This is a genomic window from Serratia silvae, assembly GCF_023282985.1.
Classification (GTDB): Bacteria; Pseudomonadota; Gammaproteobacteria; order Enterobacterales; family Enterobacteriaceae; genus Chania; species Chania silvae.
Window position 1 is genome coordinate 416,747 of record NZ_JAGQDC010000001.1, and the last position, 19,939, is coordinate 436,685.

2 protein-coding genes are annotated in these 19,939 nt (G+C 59.4%); both read right to left on the reverse strand.

The window, feature by feature from the left end; all coding sequences use genetic code 11:
- Nucleotides 1–24: 24 nt before the first annotated feature.
- On the reverse strand, nucleotides 25–1,422 hold the full coding sequence (locus KAJ71_RS01865) for a TolC family outer membrane protein (protein WP_248944117.1): 1,398 nt from the start codon (nucleotides 1,420–1,422) through the stop codon (nucleotides 25–27).
- A gap of 186 nt (nucleotides 1,423–1,608) precedes the next feature.
- Nucleotides 1,609–19,263: an Ig-like domain-containing protein gene (locus KAJ71_RS01870; protein WP_248944118.1), complete on the reverse strand. Its 17,655-nt coding sequence runs from the start codon at nucleotides 19,261–19,263 to the stop codon at nucleotides 1,609–1,611.
- Nucleotides 19,264–19,939: the final 676 nt, after the last annotated feature.

The window sequence follows — 19,939 nt, forward strand, 5'->3', positions numbered from 1 at the left end:
GCGCTCCTGGCAAAATCATTCAGACTACAGCGACGGTAAGCTGTCGCCACTGGCTCGTTGGCGCTCGATACCCAACATATCCAATAAATTGTCGACCGCGGAGGCGTAGCGCACCGCCGCGTCCCAGCCGTCGTAAAGCGCGGTGACGCGTGACGTTTCTGCCTGTAGCACGTCTTGTTCCACGCTGAGCAGGTCGTTCAGGCTGCGCTTGCTGAGCTTGTACTCGTCCTGGTAGACGCTGCGGGTATAGTCCGCGCTGCTCAGCTGTTGCGCTCCGGCCAGCTCCCGCTGCTGTGCACCGATCAGATCGGCATAGGCGGTGGAGGCTTTCTGGTTCATATCCAGCTTGGCGGCCTCGACCTGAGCCTGTGCTGCCTGGCGGTCGCCCTCGGCGGCATCGACCTTGGCATTGACCGCGCCGCCCTGATAGATCGGCGCCTGTACGACGAGCTGCAGCTGATCGTTCCAGTAGGATTGGGCATCGCTGCCATCGCTCTCATAGCGGGTGCGGCCAGCCTGGACCGAGATGGTTGGCCAGTGCTGTGCCTCGGCCTGGCGAATGCGTTGGGTCGCGGCCTCCTGCTTGGCCTGGGCGCTGAGTACCGCATTACTTTTTTGATAGGGCAGCGACTTGAGGGTGATTTTCTGTTGCAATAGCTGCTGCGGCAGGTCCGGCAGTTTATCCGGCACGACGCCAGTCAGTACGGTAAGTTGCGCCAGGGCTGAACGGTGCTGAGCGCGATACTGTTCCAGCGTGGCGTTCATCCCGGCGATGCGGGTTTGCGCCTGTAACACGTCGGATTGCGAGCTAAGGCCGGCATTGGCCCGCAGCTCGGCAATTTCCTTGACCCGGTTCAGTGACACCAGGTTGCGCTCCGCCGCTGTGCCCAAGTCCTGATAGCGCTTGACCTGTAGGTAAGCCTGCAGCGTTTGCTGGCCCACCTCGGTCATGGTTTGGTACAGCGTGTAGCGATAGGCGTCGGAGAGGTTATTTTGTTCCTCAATGCTGCCGCTGGTTTTGCCGAAGTCATACAGCAACTGGTTCAGGGTCACGCCTGCCGAGGCGTTGTTGTTCAAGGTGCCGGAGGAGTCGGTCTGGCTGGATTTGCCAAAATTGCTGTTGAGGGCAATTTGCGGGAACCAGGCGCTTTGCGCCAGCGCCAGATCGGCTTTACCCACGTTAATCTGTGCCGAAGCCTGGGCGATCTGCGGGTTACGCGCAAAGGCTCGCAGGATCGCATCCTGTAAAGTGAGCGTCATCACCGAACGTTCTGTCGGTGCGGCTTGCCAGTTAAATTCGACCTGCGGAGCGGCGAGAGTCTGACCTGTCAGCCCGCCTAATCCGCCCAAAAACAGTCCGATTGTGGCCGCACGCCGTAGCGTGAGCCGAGCTCCATCCGTGCCATAAGGGTATTTTTTCATTATCGCTACCACATCTATGCCGATAACTGCGCTTGGTTGCCGTTTCGGCTTTGTTATTGTGACGATCATTAATTTCGGCGGCCCGTCTCCCGAACGGAACCGCCGCACTGCCTTGGCCTGAACTCTGTCATTCCCATGCCACTGGCTCGCTGCGTACGAGCCAGTGGCTGACAGAGAGGCCGGGTACTACACCAGATTGACGTGCAGGCCTTGCTGCACCAGAACATCTCCCAGGGTGTTGCCGCTGTCGAGGGCGGAGTTGTGGTAAACGTCGAACACTTGGCCATCGACCGTCCGTTGGCCCACTGAGCTCCAGGTGCCGCCTTCGGCCTGGGTCAGATTGACCTGGTCACCGACGCTGCCCTTGATCAGCAGGTTGTCGCTGGCGGCATCCTTGACGTTCAGCGCCTCGTGCAGATCCAGCGTGATGCTGTTGGTGCCGCTGGTGCCCAAATCGAAGATATCGATGTGTTGCACCTTCAGGCCCAACGCCGTCAGATCCAGGTTGAGGTTTTTGCCATCCAGCTCCAGGGTATCGATACCCGCGCCGCCGTCGATCGACAGGAAGTCGAGGGCGTTGACGTGGATCACATCGTTACCGCTGCTGCCATGGATGGTGTCGCCGCTGGCAGTAGTGCCATCCGCCAGATTGATGGTGACGCCGCCAATGCTGAAGGTGGTGTCTTCAACCGTGGTAACTCCAGCGGTATCCACCGGCAGCGTTGGGTTCACCACCAGCGTGCTGGTGACTGGCTCGCTGGTATCCGTGGTGGTCTGGGTACTGCTGACCTCGCTGGTTGGCGTGCTGGTTTCTGCCGTGGTGTGTTGCACGGTGGCGACTGTAGTGAGATCGGTGGTGCTGTCGGTGCTGGTGTTTTCAGTACCTGAAGTATCCAGCGACAGTGTTTCGACCGTGGTGTTGGCGGTCATCAGCAGTGGCAGTTCGATACCGGAAGTCAGCCCCGCAGAGACGCTGACCCCGTTGCCTGCCAGGTCGGTGACCGAAGCCGCCACTGCGGTACCCAACAGGGTAGGGATCAGGTTGAGCACATTCAGACCCTTGAGGGCGTTGGTGGTGTCGAACTTCACCGACCAATGCCCGGTGGCGTCTACGGTGCCTTGCAGCGTACTGCCCAGTAAGGTGACGCTGACTTGCGCTCCTTGCTGTACGTTAAGGCTGGTACCGCTGACGGACAGACCGTTGGTCAAAATGCTCAGCGCACTGCCCAAGGTGCCGAGGGCATCGATGCCCAACAACGGCAGCGCGTGGATTTTCACCGTGGCGTTGGCGTTGGCCGAGCTGGTGTTACCGTAGCGGTCGGTGACGGTAACGCCGACCGACAATGGCCCATCTGCCAGATTGACCAGATCCAGGGTAGGAACGCTGACGCTCCATTTCCCGTCGTTGCCTACGGCGGCAGTCAATACCAGTCCTCCCACATTGACGCTGACGCTACCGCCGATGGCGTTGGTAGTGGTGCCGCCGATCAGCTGGTTCAGGTTGGCTTCGCTCAGATTGAGGAAACCATCGCCAAACAGGCTACCCAGGTTAACGGTCGGCAGGTTGTGGATCCCCACGCCCAGATCGGCGCTGATGCTGCCGGTTTTCCCTGCGGAGTTGGTGACCGAAACGTCCAGTGACAGATTGCCGTCCAGCAGGCTGGACAGGTTGAGCGGCGTCAGGCTGAGTGACCAACTGCCATCGGCATTCACCTGGGTGGTGAAGGTATTGCTGCCGAGGTTTACCTGAATGGTTGAACCCGGTGCGTTGGTGGCATGACCGCTGATGATCTGGTTGCTGGTCGCCTCCAGCGCATTCAGCAGGTCATCACCGCCGAACAGCGGATCCAGCGTCAGGGTTGGCAGAGCGTTGATCAGCACGTTGAGTGGGTTGACCGTGCTCACGGTGTTACCTGCCGCATCGGTGAGGCTGGCGGTGACGTTGGTCACGCCATCCAACAACCCTTGCAGATCCAGGGTTGGGATCGGCAGTTGCCATTTGCCGGTGGCATCGACGCTGGTGGTATAGGTATGGCTACCCAACGTCAGCGTGATGGTGGTCCCGGCCGACACGTTACCTGCGTTGCCGCTCAGGATCTGCGGTGACAGCAGATCGCTCAGATCCAGCGTGCCGTCGCCAAACAGCGGGTTCAGCGTCAGCGTCGGCAGGATGGTTGCCACATTGAGGCCTACACTGGCCCCGCTGGTGTTGCCCGCAGGATCGGTGACCGTAGCGCTGACGATCAGATTACCCGCCGCCAGATCCGCCAACTGCAACGGATTGATGGTAGCGCTCCAGCTACCGTCGGCACCGACCGTGGCGTTCAGTTGCAGCGTACCGACCTTGATCACCACTTGGGAACCTGCCGCCGCATTGGTGGTGGTACCGCTGATGGTCTGGGTTAGCAGTGCTTCGGCAGCATTGAGGAAGCCGTCGCCGCCAAACAGCGGGTTCAGCGCCAGCGTTGGCAGGTTGTTGACGATCACATCAATCGTCGTATCAAGCACGCCGGTATTGCCAGAGCCATCTAGCACCGAAACGCCAACGTTGATATCGCCGTCTAGCAAGGTCGGCAGATCGGCCGGTTGCAGTACCAGGCTGAACTTGCCGTCGGCACCGACGGTGGTCAGGAAGGTCTTGCCACCGAGAGATACCTGCACTTGTGCACCTGGGCTGGCAAAGGCCACAGTACCACTGAGGGTTTGCGGCACCAGCGATTCGGCCGCGTTGAGGAAGCCATCACCGCCAAACAGCGGATCGAGCGTGATCACCGGCAGTAACACATCCAGCTGTAGCCCGGCGGTGGCGCTGGTGGTGTTACCCACCGCATCGGTCGCGGAAGCGGTAACGGTAAAGTCACCATTGCCCAGCCCTTGCAGGATACCGAGGATATCCGGTGTGACGGTGGCGCTCCATTGACCGCCTGCGCCTACGGTGGCGGTCAGGGTTTGCGAACCGGCAATGTTCAGGTTAATGGTGGAACCTGCCGCCAGGTTGGTGACGGTGCCGCTGATGGTCTGGTTGAGCAGCAGATCCGCCACGTTGAGGATACCGTCGCCAAAGATCGGATCCAGCACGATGTCCGGCAAATTGTGGATGATGGCGGTGATATCGATGTTTTTGCTCACCACGTTACCGGCAGAATCGGTCACCGAAACGCCCAGCGCCAGATTGCCGTCGCTCAGTGCAGCCAGATCCAGCGGTGGGATCGACAGGCTCCAGATACCGTCACTGCCAACGCTGGTGGTATAGGTTTTGGTGCCCAGGCTGACGCTAACGCTGCCGCCGCCGATACCGAGACCGTTAATCACCCCGCTGACAGTCTGTGACACACCGGCTTCAGCCGCATTCAGCAGGCCATCGCCGAAGGCGGTGACCGGGCCGATCACCGGCAGGTTCTGCGTGAGGACATCGATATCGATCAGGTCGTTGACGACGTTGCCGTTGGCGTCAACGATTTGTACCTGAACCTGCGCCAAACCGTCACCCAACAGGCTGAGCTGGCTAGGCAGCAGTGAAACGCTCCACTGGCCGTTGCCGCCCACGTTGGCATCCAGCGTGATGCCAGCGATAGTGACGTGAACAACCGCTCCGTTGTAATCGCCGGTGGCGTTACCGCTGATCACCTGAGTCAGCAGCGATTCGGCCAGGTTCAGCACGCCATCGCCGCCAAACAGGGCGTTAACCCCCGCACCGAGCGTTTTATTCAACGCCACGTTCAGCGTCACGTCGGTATGGCTGCTGTTGCCAGCGGTGTCGGTCAGGGTGACGCCGATGATCTGCGGCCCATCGGTCAGGCTTTGCAGATCGAGCGACGGTAGCGGAATGCTCCATTTGCCATCCGGGCCAACCACTACACTGGCGGTCAATGGCCCCAGCGTAACGGTGACGGTTTCGCCAATGCCGCCAGTCCCGGTCAATGCCTGGTCGAGCAGGGCTTCTGCCAGCGTCAGGACATTGTCCCCGGTCAGCAGATCGACCGACAGCAGTGGTGCCGTGGTATCGGTAGTAATGACGTGCGTTGCAGGCGTGGTGTTGCCTGCTGCGTCGGACAGCGTGGCATTAATGGTGCTACTGCCCTGCGGCAGGTTCACCAGATCTGCCGGTGGCACGTTGACCGACCAGGTGCCGGTGCCACTGACCTGTGCACTGTAAGTTTTGCCATTCAACGTGACCGTCACAATGCGGCCCGCTTCCGAGACCGAGGCGGTACCAGAAATCGCCTGGGCGACGGTGCTTTCACTGGCGTTCAACACGTCGTTACCCGCGAAGGTATTGATGGTGAGCGTCGGTGGAATGCGGTCGACCAATACGGTTTCACTGGCGGTAAATACCGTTGGTAGCGGTGTTAGCAAGGTGGTGCTGGCCGAAACCACGATATTGCCGTCAATCGGGAAGGTCACCACGGTGCTGAAGGTGCCATCCGCCAGGGTAGTGACCGGAATACCTAGCGGTAAGCCGCCCACGGTAATGGTGACTACCTGACCAAGCCCGATCCCGCCAATCACTTTACCGGTCAGATTGATGATTAGCCCGACCTCACTGGCGTTGACGATGTTATCGCCGGTGATCGGATCAACAGTAATGATCTGGCTCGGAGGGGTCAGGTTAACGTTGAAGCTGTGGTTATCGACGGCGACGTTCCCGGCCTGATCGCTGACCTGAGCCGTGATGCTTGGCGTACCGCTCAGGGCTTGCAGATCGGCAGGCAGAACAGACACGCTCCAACTGCCATCTGCCAACACCACCCCGGTATAGGTTTTACTGTTGAGCGTAACGGTCACCTGCTGCCCAACCGCGACGTTGGTGGAGGTACCGCTAATCAACTGTACCGACTGACTTTCGGCATAGTTGATGGTGTTATCCGCCGTGAAGTTGGAGATGGTCACGGTTGGTAGAGTGGTGATTGAGACGTGCACCGAAGAGCCGGCCGTGCCCTGGTTGCCAGCGGCATCCGTGGCGGTCACGGTGATGGTGTTATCACCTTCAACCAGATCTCTGAGCGCGCCGCTGTTGAGCGCCAGACTCCAGGTACCATCGCCGTTGACCTGAGCAGCAAAGTTGATGTTGCCGATCTTCACGTTGACCGCAGTCGCATCGCCGGAGTTACCGGTCAAAGTTTGCCCCAGGTTGGTTTCGGCCAGGTTGAGGAAACCGTCACCGAACGGTGTGTTGATGGTTGGTACCGGTGCGGTGAGATCGCTGCTGAAGTTCAGAGTGCTGCTGTTGGTGTTGCCCGCGGCGTCGGTCGCCGTGACGGTCAGCACGTGTGGCCCATCCAGCAAGGTGCTCAGGGTGGCCGCAGGCAGCGGTAACGACCAGTTACCGTTGATATCAACCTGCGCGTTGTAACTGATGCCATTGACATCGATCACCACTTTCACCGCCTGGCCAGCTCCGTTTACCCCGGTGGTGCCGGTGATCGTCAGCGCTCCGGCGGCTTCGCTGATGCTCAGCACACCGTCAACGCCAAACGGCGGAACGATGGTTGGCACTGGTAAGGTGAGGGAAGCAGTCACATCCAGCGGCGCGGTGGTAGCCGTATTGCCGCCTCGATCCTCAACGGTGACCTCAACGGTGTGTTGTCCGTTGCTGAACACGGCAAGCTGTGCTGCGGTGAGTTGCAGAGACCAGCCGCCAAGCCCATCGGCCTGAGCGGTAAAGGTTTGCTGATTTGGCAGACCTTCGTCTACCGTCACCGTAACGATCTGGCCGCTGCCGATCAGACCGGTTTTGCCGGTCAGGGTTTGCGTCAACGCGGCTTCGGCAATATTCAGCAAGCCATCGCCAAACGGCAGATCCAGGGTTGGCAACGGCAGCTTGTTGACCAGGATCTCCAGCGAGCCGGTAGTGCTGTTGATGTTACCCACTGCGTCGGTCACCGTCACCGTGACCGGCCAGTTGCCGTCCGGCAGGCCGAGCAGGGTGGCGCTGTCGAGTGGCAGCGTCCAGCTGCCGTCGGCATTTACCGTGGCGTCCAGGTTCAGGCCGTTGACATTCACTTTCACGGTCTGGCCCAGATTGCTATTGATGCCGGTGGAACCGGTGAGGGCTCCGCCCAACAAGGCTTCGGCATGGTTGACAATGCCATCGATAAACGGTGTGTCGAACCCGGCTACCGGCAGTCCGGTGAGGACGCTGTCAAAGTCCAGCGTCACGCCTTGACTGTTGCCACCTTTATCGGTGGCAACCACGCTGATGGTGTGTGGGCCATCCAGCAGCCCCAGCAGATCGCTGGTCGGTAAGGTGACACTCCACTGGCCGTTGTTGCCAACCGTAGCGTTGTAGTCTTTACCGTTGAGGCTGACCACCACCGTTTGACCGTTGCCGATAATGCCGGTGGTGCCGGTCAACAGCTGATTGACCCCGGCTTCCACCAGGTTCAGAGCGCCGTCGCCAAACGGCAGGTTAATGGTTGGATTTGGCAGGAGATGCGACAGGATCTCCAGCGACCCGCCTGCACTGGCCGGGTTACCTGCCGCATCCACGGCGGAGACCACCACCTGTACAGTGCCGTCAGCCAGCAAGGCCAGGGCATTGGCTGGGATCAGCGCGCTCCAGGTGCCATCGTTATTCACGATACCGTTCACCACGTAGGTACCAATCTGGACCAATACCGGAGTGTTAACCAGCAGGTTGGTTGCTGCACCGCCGATTGGCGTAGCGATCCCCAGTTCGGCAATATTAAGAATATTGTCACCGAACAGCGGGTTCAGCGTCAGCGATGGCAGCGTATGGGTGTTGACCGCCACCGTGATGGAGTCTGACACGCCGTTACCTGCAGCGTCGGTGACGCTCACGCCGATAGTCACGTTACCATCCAACAGCCCTTGCAGGATATTGCTTGGGATATTGACGCTCCATGCACCAGTCGTCGGATCCGCCAGGGCGGTGTAAACGTTAGCGCCCAACGTGACGGTAACGGTCAGGCCTGGATCGGTATGCCCGCTCAACACTTGCCCCAGCAGCGCTTCCGCCAGGTTCAGGATGCCGTCACCAGCGAAGATATCGATCTCCAGTAATGGTGGCACGGTGTCTACGTTAACGTTATGCGTTGCGCTAGCCGGGTTCTCGGCGACATCGGTCACCGTGGCGTTTACGGTCAGGTTACCCTGCGGCAAGGCTTGGGCATCGGCGGCAGGGACGCTCACGCTCCAGCTACCATCCGCTCCCACCACCCCGGTGTAGGTTTTGCCGTTGAGCAGCACGCTGACCACCTGGCCTGGTTGCACATGGCTGGAACCGCCGGTGATGATCACTGGGGAGTTGGCTTCGTTGGCATTGATGATGTCATCACCGGCAATCACGTTGATCGACAGCTGCGGCAGATTGCCCGCATCGGTGATCACGGTGAGGGTGTGGTTGGCGGTGGCCTGGTTGCCAGAGGTATCGCTAACCGTGGCGGTGATGGTGTCTTTACCGTCTGGCAAGGCACCCACATCCACAGCCGGAACCTGCAGGCTCCAACTGCCGTCCGCGCCGACGATGGCGGTATAGGTTTTGCCATTGAGCGTCACGGTGACCTGTTGCCCCTGTTCGACGCGTTGGCTACCCCCGCTGATGGTCAACGGCAGGTTGGATTCCGCCAGGCTGAGGTAGTCATCGCCGGACAGGGTGTTGATGGTCAACAGCGGTGCCTGGGCCGGATCGGTATCCAGGGTGATGCCATGGCTGACGCTGCCGATGTTGCCAGCGGCGTCGGTCAAGGTGGCGGTGATGGAGGAGATACCGTTCGGCAGGTTAGCCAGATCGCCAGCCGGAATGGTGACGCTCCAACTGCCATCTGCCAGCACCAGCCCGTTATAGGTCAAGCCGTTGATGGTGACTTTCACCACCACTGGCTGGCCGCTGTCGTTGATCGGTGCGGTACCGGTGATTTGCAGCGCTTGCTGGCTTTCGGCGATGTTGATGATGTCATCACCGCTGACGGTGTTGATGGTCAGCACCGGCACGGTCAGATCGACCGTGGCGCTGGAGTTGATGCTGGAGGTGTTGCCAGCGATATCACCGACGGTGACCCCAATGCTGGTTGGGCCGTCAGGCAGGGCCGCCAGATCGGCACTGGGTACGTTCACGCTCCAGTTACCGTTGTTATCGACGATGCCGGTATAGGTTTTCCCTCCCAGCACCACGCTGACGGTTTGTCCGCTGCCGCTCACTCCGGTAGTGCCGCTCAGCGTTTGATCGCTGGTGGACTCCGCCTTGTTGAGGTAGCCATCACCGAACGGCGTGTTCAGGGTGGCAACCGGCAGGCTGTTGATCAGCACGCCCAACTGTTGCGAACCAGTGACCAGATTGCCCGCTTCGTCGGTGGCACTGACGGTGACGGTCAGGCTGCCATCGCCCAGGATCGTCAGGTCGGCTGAAGGAACGGTAGTCGTCCAACTGCCATCGGCCTGCACTATCGCCTCGTAGAACTTACCGTTCAGTGCAATGGTGACGGTCGCGCCGACGGCAACGTTGGTGGAACTCCCGCTGATGCTGATCCCTGCGGCGGCTTCGATGGCGTTCAACTGGTTATCGCCAGTGATTGGGGCAATTGCCAGGGCGCTCTGGGTGAGATCGACCGTGACGTCATGGGTGGCGCTGGCCGGGTTACCGGCTTTATCGGTGACGTCGGCGGTGATCGTCAGGCTACCGTTAGTCAGCAATGCCAGATCGGCCGCCGGTACGTTGGTGCTCCACGAACCGTCTGCCTGCACGGTGGCGGTATAGGTTTTGCCATTGAGGGTGATGGAAACGATCTGCCCGGCTTCAACATTCAGGCTGCTGCCGCTCAGAGTTTGCGTTGCCTGCACCTCGGCACCGTCAATAATATTGTTGCCCGCAAAGGTGCCGATGGTCAGCACCGGTGCGTTCAACACGCTGGCATCAACCCCGATGGCGTGGGTGACGCTGGTGCTGTTACCGGCGCTATCGGTCAAGGTGGCGACCAGGTTATAGCTGCCATCGGACAGTGCGGTGAGATCGGCGGTTGGCAGTGAAGTGCTCCACGAACCGTCCGGCTGAACCACTGTGGTGTAGGTTTTACCGTTCAACGTCAGCGTCACGGTACGACCCGCATCGCCGATGGAGGCGGTGCCCGAAACGGTCTGGTTGAGCAGCACTTCGGCGCTGTTAAGCACGTCATCCCCGGCAATGACGCCGACGGTGAGGGTCGGAGCGATCTTATCGACCACGACGGTGCCACTCAGGGTGTTGCTGTTGCCCGCAGCATCGGTGACCACGACGTTGAGCAATGGCGTCCCATCTGGCAATGCCTGCAGATCGCCAACCGGAACGGTGACGCTCCAGTTGCCGCTACCGTCCACGGTGCCGGTGTAGGTTTTATCCCCAAGGGTCACGGTGACGGTTTGCCCCGGCGTGGTGATGCCGGTGGAGCCGGTGATGGTCTGCGGCTGGCCCGCTTCCGTACCGTTCAGGATGCCATCGCCAAACGGCGTGTTCAGGGTGGCGTCTGGCAGGTTATGGATAAACACGCCCAAGGTATGGCTGCTGCTGACCGGATTACCGGCCTGGTCGACAGCGGAAACGCTCAGGTTGATATTGCCGTCTGCCAACAGCGCCAGATCGGCCGGTGGTACCTGTACGTTCCAGGAACCGTCCGCCAGCGTAATGCCGGTGTAGGTTTTACCGTTCAGCGTCACGGTCACGCTTGCGCCGGTAGCCAGGTTGAGGCTGCTGCCGTTGATAGTTAATGGCAGCAGGCTTTCGGCCAGGTTCAGCTTATCGTCACCGGCAATCACGTCGATGGCGATGCCGCTCAGGGCCGTATTGACCACCACGTTATGCGTTGCCGTGGCTGGGTTGCCGGAGGTATCGCTAACGCTGACGCTAATGGTGCTGTTGCCCTGAGCCAGTTGGCCCAGATCGGCGGCGGATACGCTGGTGCTCCAGGTACCGTCTGCCTGCACGGTAGCGGTGTAGGTTTTGCCATTCAGCGTGATGGTCACCAACTGGCCCGCTTCCACGTGGGTGGTAGTGCCGCTCAGCGTCTGGCTGGTTTTCACCTCTGCGCCGTCGATAATATCGTTACCGGCAAACACATTGATGCTCAGGGTTGGCAGGTCCAGCGGATTGGCGTCGATTGTCACGGTATGGGTGACGGTGGTGGTGTTGCCCGCCGCATCGCTCAAGGTGGTGGTTAATGGATAACTACCATCGCCAATTGCTTGTAGATCGGCGCTTGGGATGGTGGCACTCCAGGTGCCGTCGTTGGCAACTACCCCGGTATAGGACTTACCGTTGAGGGTCACCGTGACGGTACGCCCGGCATCGCCGATGGAAGCGGTGCCGGAAACCACCTGGTCGCTGAGGCTTTCCAGGGCGTTAACCTTGTCATCCCCGGCAAACGGCTTGACCGCCAGGGTTGGTGGCACCAGGTCGACCTGCGCCGTAGTGCTGCCAGGCACGCTGTTACCCGCGGAATCCGTCGCGGATACGCTGATGGTATTGCTGCCCGCTGGCAGGTTTTGCAGATCGGCCGATGGGATGGAAACGCTCCAGTTGCCGCTGCCATCCACGGTTGCGGTATAGGTTTTGCCACCCAGAGTGACGATCACGCTTTGTCCTGCACCAGGGATGCCTGTGCTGCCACTCAGCAGTTGCGCAGTGGCTGCCTCCGCCTGGTTGAGGAAACCATCGCCAAACGGCTGATTGATGGTTGGTGCCGGCAGGGTATGGATATGCACATCCAACGAATGGCTGTCGCTGACCGGATCGACACCTGGGTTGGAGACGCTAGCAGTGACCGTTGTCAGGCCGTCTTGTAGCGCCAACAGGTCGGTGCTGTTAACCGATACGCTCCAACTGCCATTGGCCAGCACGACGCCAGTGTAGGTCTTGCCGTTCAAGGTTACGGTAACGGTTTGGCCAGCGTTCACATTGACCGTGGTTCCGCTGATGGTCAGCGGTTGTGAGGCTTCGGTCAGGTTTAGTTGATCGTCACCGGCAATCAGGTTAATGGCGATGCTTTCCACCGCCGTATCAACATTGATGGTATGGCTGCCGGTGGCCGGGTTGCCTGCCTGATCGCTGACGCTGGCGGTAATGGTAGCCTGGCCGTTGGCCAGCAACGCCATATCCGCTGCCGGAACGTTAACGCTCCAGCCGCCGCCTACCTGCACGGTGGCAAAGTAGGTTTTGCCGTTCAGGGTGAGCGTCACGGTCTGGCCGGCTTCGACATTGGTGGTGGTACCGGACAAGGCCTGGGTGACCAGCGCCTCGGCTCCGTTAACGATATCGTCCCCGGCGAATGCGCCAATGCTCAGCGTTGGCAGGTTGGCCGGGTTGGCATCGACGTTGAGGCTGTGGGTGACGCTGGTGCTGTTGCCAGCTGCGTCGGTGAGGGTAGCGACCAGATCGTGACTACCGTCGGTAAGCGCTTGCAGATCGGCGGCAGGCAGGCTGGTGCTCCACGAACCATCCGGTTGCACTACGGCGGTGTAGGTTTTGCCGTTCAGCGTCAGGGTCACGGTGCGGCCTGCATCTGCCAGCGAGGCGGTGCCGGATACGCTTTGCGCCACTAACACTTCGGCGGCGTTCAACACATCATCCCCGGCAACAAGACCCACGGTGAGGGTTGGTGCAGTTGCATCGACGGTAACGGTCGTGTTCAGCGTATTGCTGTTGCCGGCGGCATCGGAGACCACCACTGACAAGGCTGGTGTGCCGTCTGGCAACGCTTGCAGATCGGCACTTGGCAGCGTGACGCTCCAGTTACCACTGCCATCCACGGTGCCGGTATAGGTTTTACCGCCCAGGGTGACAGTGACGGTCTGGCCTGGCGTGGTGATGCCGGTGGAGCCTGTAATGGTCTGCGGTTGACCCGCTTCCGTGCCGTTCAGAATGCCATCGCCAAACGGCGTGTTCAGGGTGGCAGTTGGCAGACTATGGATAAACACGCCCAGATCGTGGCTGCCGCTGACCGGGTTACCGGCCTGATCGGTGGCAGTGGCGGTCACGGTAGCGGTGCCGTCGGCCAGCAATGCCAGATCGGCGGCGGGCACGGAAACGCTCCAGGAGCCGTCTGCCAGGGTGGTGCCGGTGTAGGTTTTCCCGTTCAAGGTCACGGTCACCGTAGCCCCGACGGCCAGATTGGTGCTGCTACCGCTGATTGCCAGCGGCAGCAGGCTTTCAGCCAGGTTGAGTTTATCATCACCGGCAATCACGGCAATCGACAGGCCGCTCAGGCTGGTGTCGACGGTCACGTCATGGCTGGCGCTGGCCGGGTTACCGGCGCTGTCGCTGACGGTGGCGGTAATGGTGGTCTGGCCGTTAGCCAACAGGGCCAGGTCGGCAGCCGGTACGCTGGTGCTCCAGGAACCATCGACCAGCACGGTGGCGCTGTAGGTTTTGCCGTTCAGCGTGATGGTGACGGTCTGGCCCGCTTCCACCTGCGTAGTGGTGCCGGACAGGGTTTGGGCGGTTTGCACTTCTGCGCCGTCGATAACGTCGTTACCAGCAAACACGCCGATGCTGACGGTTGGCAGGTTGGCCGGGTTGGCATCGACATTGAGGCTATGGGTGACGCTGGTACTGTTACCCGCAGTATCGGTGAGGGTAGCGACCAGATCGTGACTACCGTCGGTGAGCGCTTGCAGATCGGCAGCGGGCACGCTGGTGCTCCAACTACCATCCGGTTGCACCACGGCGGTGTAGGTCTTGCCGTTCAGCGTCAGGGTCACGGTGCGGCCTGCATCACCAATCGAGGCGGTGCCGGACACGGTTTGGGCCACCAATACTTCGGCGGCGTTCAGCACATCATCGCCAGCAATCAAGCCCACGGTCAGGGTAGGCGCGGTCGCATCGACGGTGACCGTGGTGTTCAATGTGTTGCTGTTGCCAGCGGCATCGGTTACCACGACGGACAAGGCCGGCGTGCCGTCTGGCAACGCTTGCAGATCGGCACTTGGCAGCGTGACGCTCCAGTTGCCGCTGCCATCCACGGTGCCGGTATAGGTTTTACCGCCCAAAGTCACGGTAACGGTTTGCCCCGGCGTGGTGATGCCGGTAGAACCCGTGATGGTCTGCGGTTGACCCGCTTCTGCGCCATTCAGAATGCCGTCGCCAAATGGCGTGTTCAGGGTGGCTTCTGGCAGGGTATGAGTAAACACGCCCAGATCGTGGCTATCGTTGACCGGGTTACCGGCCTGATCGACGGCAGTGGCGGTCACGGTAGCGGTGCCATCGGCCAGTAACGCCAAATCAGCCGCAGGCACGGTGACGCTCCAAGAGCCGTCCGCCAGCGTAGTGCCGGTGTAGGTCTTACCGTTGAGTGTGACGGTGACGGTCGCGCCCGTAGCCAGATTGGCACTGCTGCCGTTGATGACTAATGGCAACTGGCTTTCCGCCAGGCTGAGTTTGTCATCGCCCGCGATCACGGCGATGGACAGCCCACTGAGATCGGTATCGACGGTCACGTCATGGCTGGCGCTGGCCGGGTTACCGGCACTGTCGCTGACGGTGGCAGTAATGGTGGTCTGGCCGTTAGCCAACAGGGCCAGATCGGCGGCCGGTACGCTGGTGCTCCAGGTGCCATCGACCAGCACGGTGGCGCTGTAGGTTTTACCGTTCAGTGTGAGGGTGACGGTCTGGCCCGCTTCCACCTGCGTAGTGGTGCCGGACAGGGTTTGGGCGGTTTGTACTTCTGCGCCGTCGACAATGTCGTTACCGGCAAATACGCCGATGCTGACGGTTGGCAAGTTGGCCGGGTTGGCATCCACACCGAGGACATGGGTAGTGCTAGTGCTGTTGCCTGCGGCATCGGTGAGGGTGGCGACCAGGTTATGGCTGCCGTCGCTGAGTGCTTGCAGATCGGCAGCGGGCACGCTGGTGCTCCAACTACCATCCGGTTGCACCACGGCGGTGTAGGTCTTGCCGTTCAGCGTCAGGGTCACGGTGCGGCCTGCATCACCAATCGAGGCGGTGCCGGAAACGGTTTGTGCCACCAGCACTTCGGCGGCGTTCAGCACATCATCCCCGGCAACCACGTTAACGGTGAGGGTTGGCGCGGTCGCATCGACGGTGACGGTGGTGTTCAGCGTGTTGCTGTTGCCTGCGGCATCCGTGACCGTGACGGACAAAGTTGGCGTACCGTCCGGCAGCGTTTGCAGGTCAGCAGAAGGTACGCTGACGCTCCAGTTGCCGCTGCCATCCACGGTGCCGGTATAGGTTTTGCCGCCCAAAGTCACGGTAACGGTTTGCCCCGGCGTGGTGATGCCGGTAGAACCCGTGATGGTCTGCGGTTGACCCGCTTCTGCGCCATTCAGAATGCCGTCGCCAAATGGCGTGTTCAGGGTGGCTTCTGGCAGGGTATGAGTAAACACGCCCAGATCGTGGCTATCGTTGACCGGGTTACCGGCCTGATCGACGGCGCTCACGGTAACGGTGGCGGTGCCATCGGCCAGTAACGCCAAATCAGCCGCAGGCACGGTGACGCTCCAAGAACCGTCCGCCAGCGTAGTGCCGGTGTAGGTTTTACCGTTGAGTGTGACGGTGACGGTCGCGCCCGTAGCCAGATTGGCACTGCTGCCGTTGATGACTAATGGCAACTGGCTTTCCGCCAGATTGAGTTTGTCGTCACCGGCGATCACGGCGATAGACAGGCCGCTCAGGCTGGTGTCGACGGTCACGTCATGGCTGGCGGTTGCTGGGTTACCGGCACTGTCGCTGACGGTAGCGGTAATGGTGGTCTGGCCGTTGGTTAACAGCGCCAGATCGGCAGCGGGCACGCTGGTGCTCCAGGTGCCGTCAGTCAGCACGGTGGCAGTGTAAGTTTTGCCGTTCAGCGTGATGGTGACGGTCTGGCCCGCTTCCACCTGCGTAGTGGTGCCGGACAGGGTTTGGGCTGTCTTCACTTCAGCGCCGTCGATAACGTCGTTACCGGCAAACACGCCGATGCTGACGGTTGGCAAGTTGGCTGGGTTGGCATCAACGTTGATGCCGTGGGTGACGCTGGTGCTGTTGCCCGCAGTATCGGTAATGGTAGCGACCAGATCATGGCTGCCGTCGCTGAGTGCTTGCAGATCGGCGGCGGGCAATGATGCACTCCACGAACCATCCGGTTGCACCACGGTGGTGTAGGTTTTACCGTTCAAGGTCAGGGTGACGGTGCGGCCTGCATCGGCGACTGAAGCGGTACCGGAAACGGTTTGTGCCACCAGCACTTCGGCGGCGTTCAGCACATCATCCCCGGCAACCACGTTAACGGTGAGGGTTGGCGCGGTCGCATCGACGGTGACGGTGGTGTTCAGCGTATTGCTGTTGCCAGCGGCATCGGTGACCGTGACGGTCAAGGCTGGCGTGCCGTCTGGCAGGGCTTGCAGATCGGTGGCAGGGATGGTGACGCTCCAGTTGCCGCTGCCATCCACGGTGCCGGTATAGGTTTTGCCGCCCAGAGTCACGGTGACGGTCTGGCCCGGCGTGGTGATGCCAGTGGTGCCGGTCAGGGTTTGTGGCTGACCTGCTTCCGTACCGTTAAGGATGCCATCACCAAACGGTGTGTCCAGAGTTACCGCAGGCAGATCATGAGTGTAAACGTCCAGATTATGTGTGGTGGTCACGGTAGAACCGTCGTTACCTGTAACGCTGGCAGAAATCGTGTTGTTGCCTTCGGCCAGCAGTTGCAAATCGGCGCTAGGCACCTGCAATGTCCAACTGCCGTCCGCCAATACCTGCGCAGTATAGGTTTTTCCATTGAGAGTGACGGTCACGGTTGCACCAACGGCAACGTTGGCCGTGGTACCGCTGATGGCAAGAGGAAGCCCGGCTTCGACGGCGTTGAGCCTATCGTCTGAGGAAACAATGCCGATATTGATGGCCGAGAGTTGGTTATCTACGGTGATAACCTGCGGCGCGGTAGTTGTCGTGTTGCCCGCCTGATCGCTAAGCGTGGCGATCATCTCGTAATTGCCGTTGGTCAGGGCGGCCATATCTGCGGCAGGCACGCTGATGATCCATTTGCCATCTGCGCCTACGGTGCCGGTATAGGTTTTACCATTGAATGACACACTGACCATCAGCCCGGCTTCGCTGATGGAGGCGGTACCGGTAATATTTTGCGCGGATTTTTGCTCGTCTGCGGTGACAACATCATCGCCGGTAAACTTATCCAGCGTGAGCACCGGTGGCACGGTATCTACCTGCAAGTGCTCCGTCACGGTAGTGCTGTTGCCTGCGGCGTCGGTAGCCGTCACGGTGAGGGTATTATCCCCTTGGGCCAACGCTTGCAAGTCTGCGACAGGCAGAACCAGGCTCCACTTGCCATCCGCGCCCGTTACCGCCGTGTAGGTTTTACCATTCAGGCTAACGACAATCGTCTGGCCTGGATTGCTGGTGCCGCTAAGCGTCTGTGGCGTATGCGCTTCGGCGGCGTTGAGCACATCGTCCCCGGCCAGTTTGTTGACGGTCAGTTCAGGGGCGGTTAAATCGACAGTGATAGTTTCATGAGCGTTGGCGCTTTGCCCTGCTTTGTCGGTGACGGTGGCATTAAGCGTGATCGAGCCATTGGCCAGTGCGGCCAGATCGGCGGCAGGCAGAGAAAGCGACCAACTGCCATCGCTTTGAACCACGGTGCTATAGGTCTTGCCGTTCAAGGTGATGGTAACGGTTTGCCCCGCTTCGACATTTTGCGTATGGCCGCTCAGTGTTTGAGCGCTTTTCGCTTCGTTGGCGTTGATCGCGTTATCGCCAGCCAGGGCGTTAATTGAGATCTGTGGCGAGGTATTATTGATCGTGGTGTCAACGGAGATCGGGTGATCCTGCGTGGTTTGGTTACCCGCTTTGTCGGTTGAGGTCACGATCAGGTTGTAGTTACCGTTTTTCAGCAATGCCAGATCCGCCGCGGGCAACTGTAAACTCCATTTGCCGTCGCTGCCGACCGTCGTGGTGTAGGTTTTACCGTTCAGGGTCACGGTAACCGTCAACCCAGCCTCGCCGGTGCCGGTTAGCGCCTGCGATGTTTTCAACTCTGTGCCGGTCAGATGGTCGTCGCCGGTCAACGGGGTGACGGTCAACACAGGCGGGGCGGTATCGACCAGCACGCTGATCGTTTTTTCGACGCTAATCCCATCCTGGTTGGTCACTTTAACCGTCAACTGGTAATTGCCGTCTTTCAGACCAGAAAGCGCAGCGGAACTGAAGTCAAAGCTCCACTTGCCATCGGCTCCGACGGTAGTGGTGTAACTTTTGCCATTGAGCGTCAGTGTGATGGTCGCGCCTGCGGCAACGCCGGTGGTCAGGCCGCTCAGTAACTGGGCAATTTTAACTTCACTGGCGTTTAGAACGTTGTCCTGGCCTAGGGTTCCGACGGTCAGGGTCGGTTGTTCTGGCGGTACGGAAGGATCGTCGTTGTGGTCGTCGTTGTTATTCCCTGTCCCGGTAGCGATGGCAACGCCAGCCCCAAGCGCCAGGCCAGCCAGAATGGCGGCAATGGCACCGTTGGAGAGATCATTATCGCTAATCAGCAGGGGTGAAACGTCAGACAGTGATTCAAACTGCGGTGTGATTAGCATTGGCTCGGCGGTAGCGGCGGTTGCCGGGAATATCGCGTGCTGGATGGTGCCATTGCCATCATCAAACACCAATTCACTGTGTTTCCCGTCGGCGTCTACCTCAAAGAAACTTTGATAACGTACCGTCGTGCCATCTTTCATGTGTACGATCAGATCGTTACCTTGGCGTTCATAGCTGCCTACCAGTGCCTGAGTGCCATGGATCCGCACAATGCTGCTTTGTGTCAGGCTGACGGTAGTGGTACCGGTTGCTACGTCAGCGATTTTTGCGCCGCCGTGACGAGCAATAATATCAACAGCCCCAAGGGTAAAATTGGATTGTGCCATGTGGTTAGCCTCTGAACGCCAAAGTTAATTTGCATAGCGCGCCAAAGCCGCTTGTGTGGCTTTTGTAGGCGCGCTGGAATGCCCGATGGGGGGGCCCTCGAGCTAAATTTAACCTGGTGTTTAGATGACTAATTTAATGCAAAGTTAACTAATAAATCTTCCCTGATAGGATATTATGATTAAGTTTTCTAACTTATCTGTGAGATAGGTATAAGCGAGCTTTGATAAAAATGCCATAGGCGGCAATGATTATTGTGCAAAGTCGTTATTGATAAAAATTCTTATTTGCTAGCATGGATAAGTGCCCATAGGTAATTAATGGTTTCTTAAATTATTCAGCCATTTTATTTTTGCCAAGATAAATTGAATTTTTTCACCAGTTATTAACTGGGGTGGTGAAAATAAATTCGCATTTAATCATTGGGTTAACCTTTTTATTGTGGTGGTTGCACTTATTTGAAAGTTGGTGCTACCGGGTTGGATAAATAAAATAATTGTATTAAAAAACGGACGCTCACTGCGGGTCTTCGTAGCACTTATCTGCGGGGTAATAAAGGGGGGTTTTTGGGAATTGTGAGGTTAAGACTTTTTATTTATCAGTTATGCTACTGATTTTATGAGGCGGTATAATAAATCCTTCAGATTTTTGGGGTAAGGCGTGGCAGACACAGCCTAG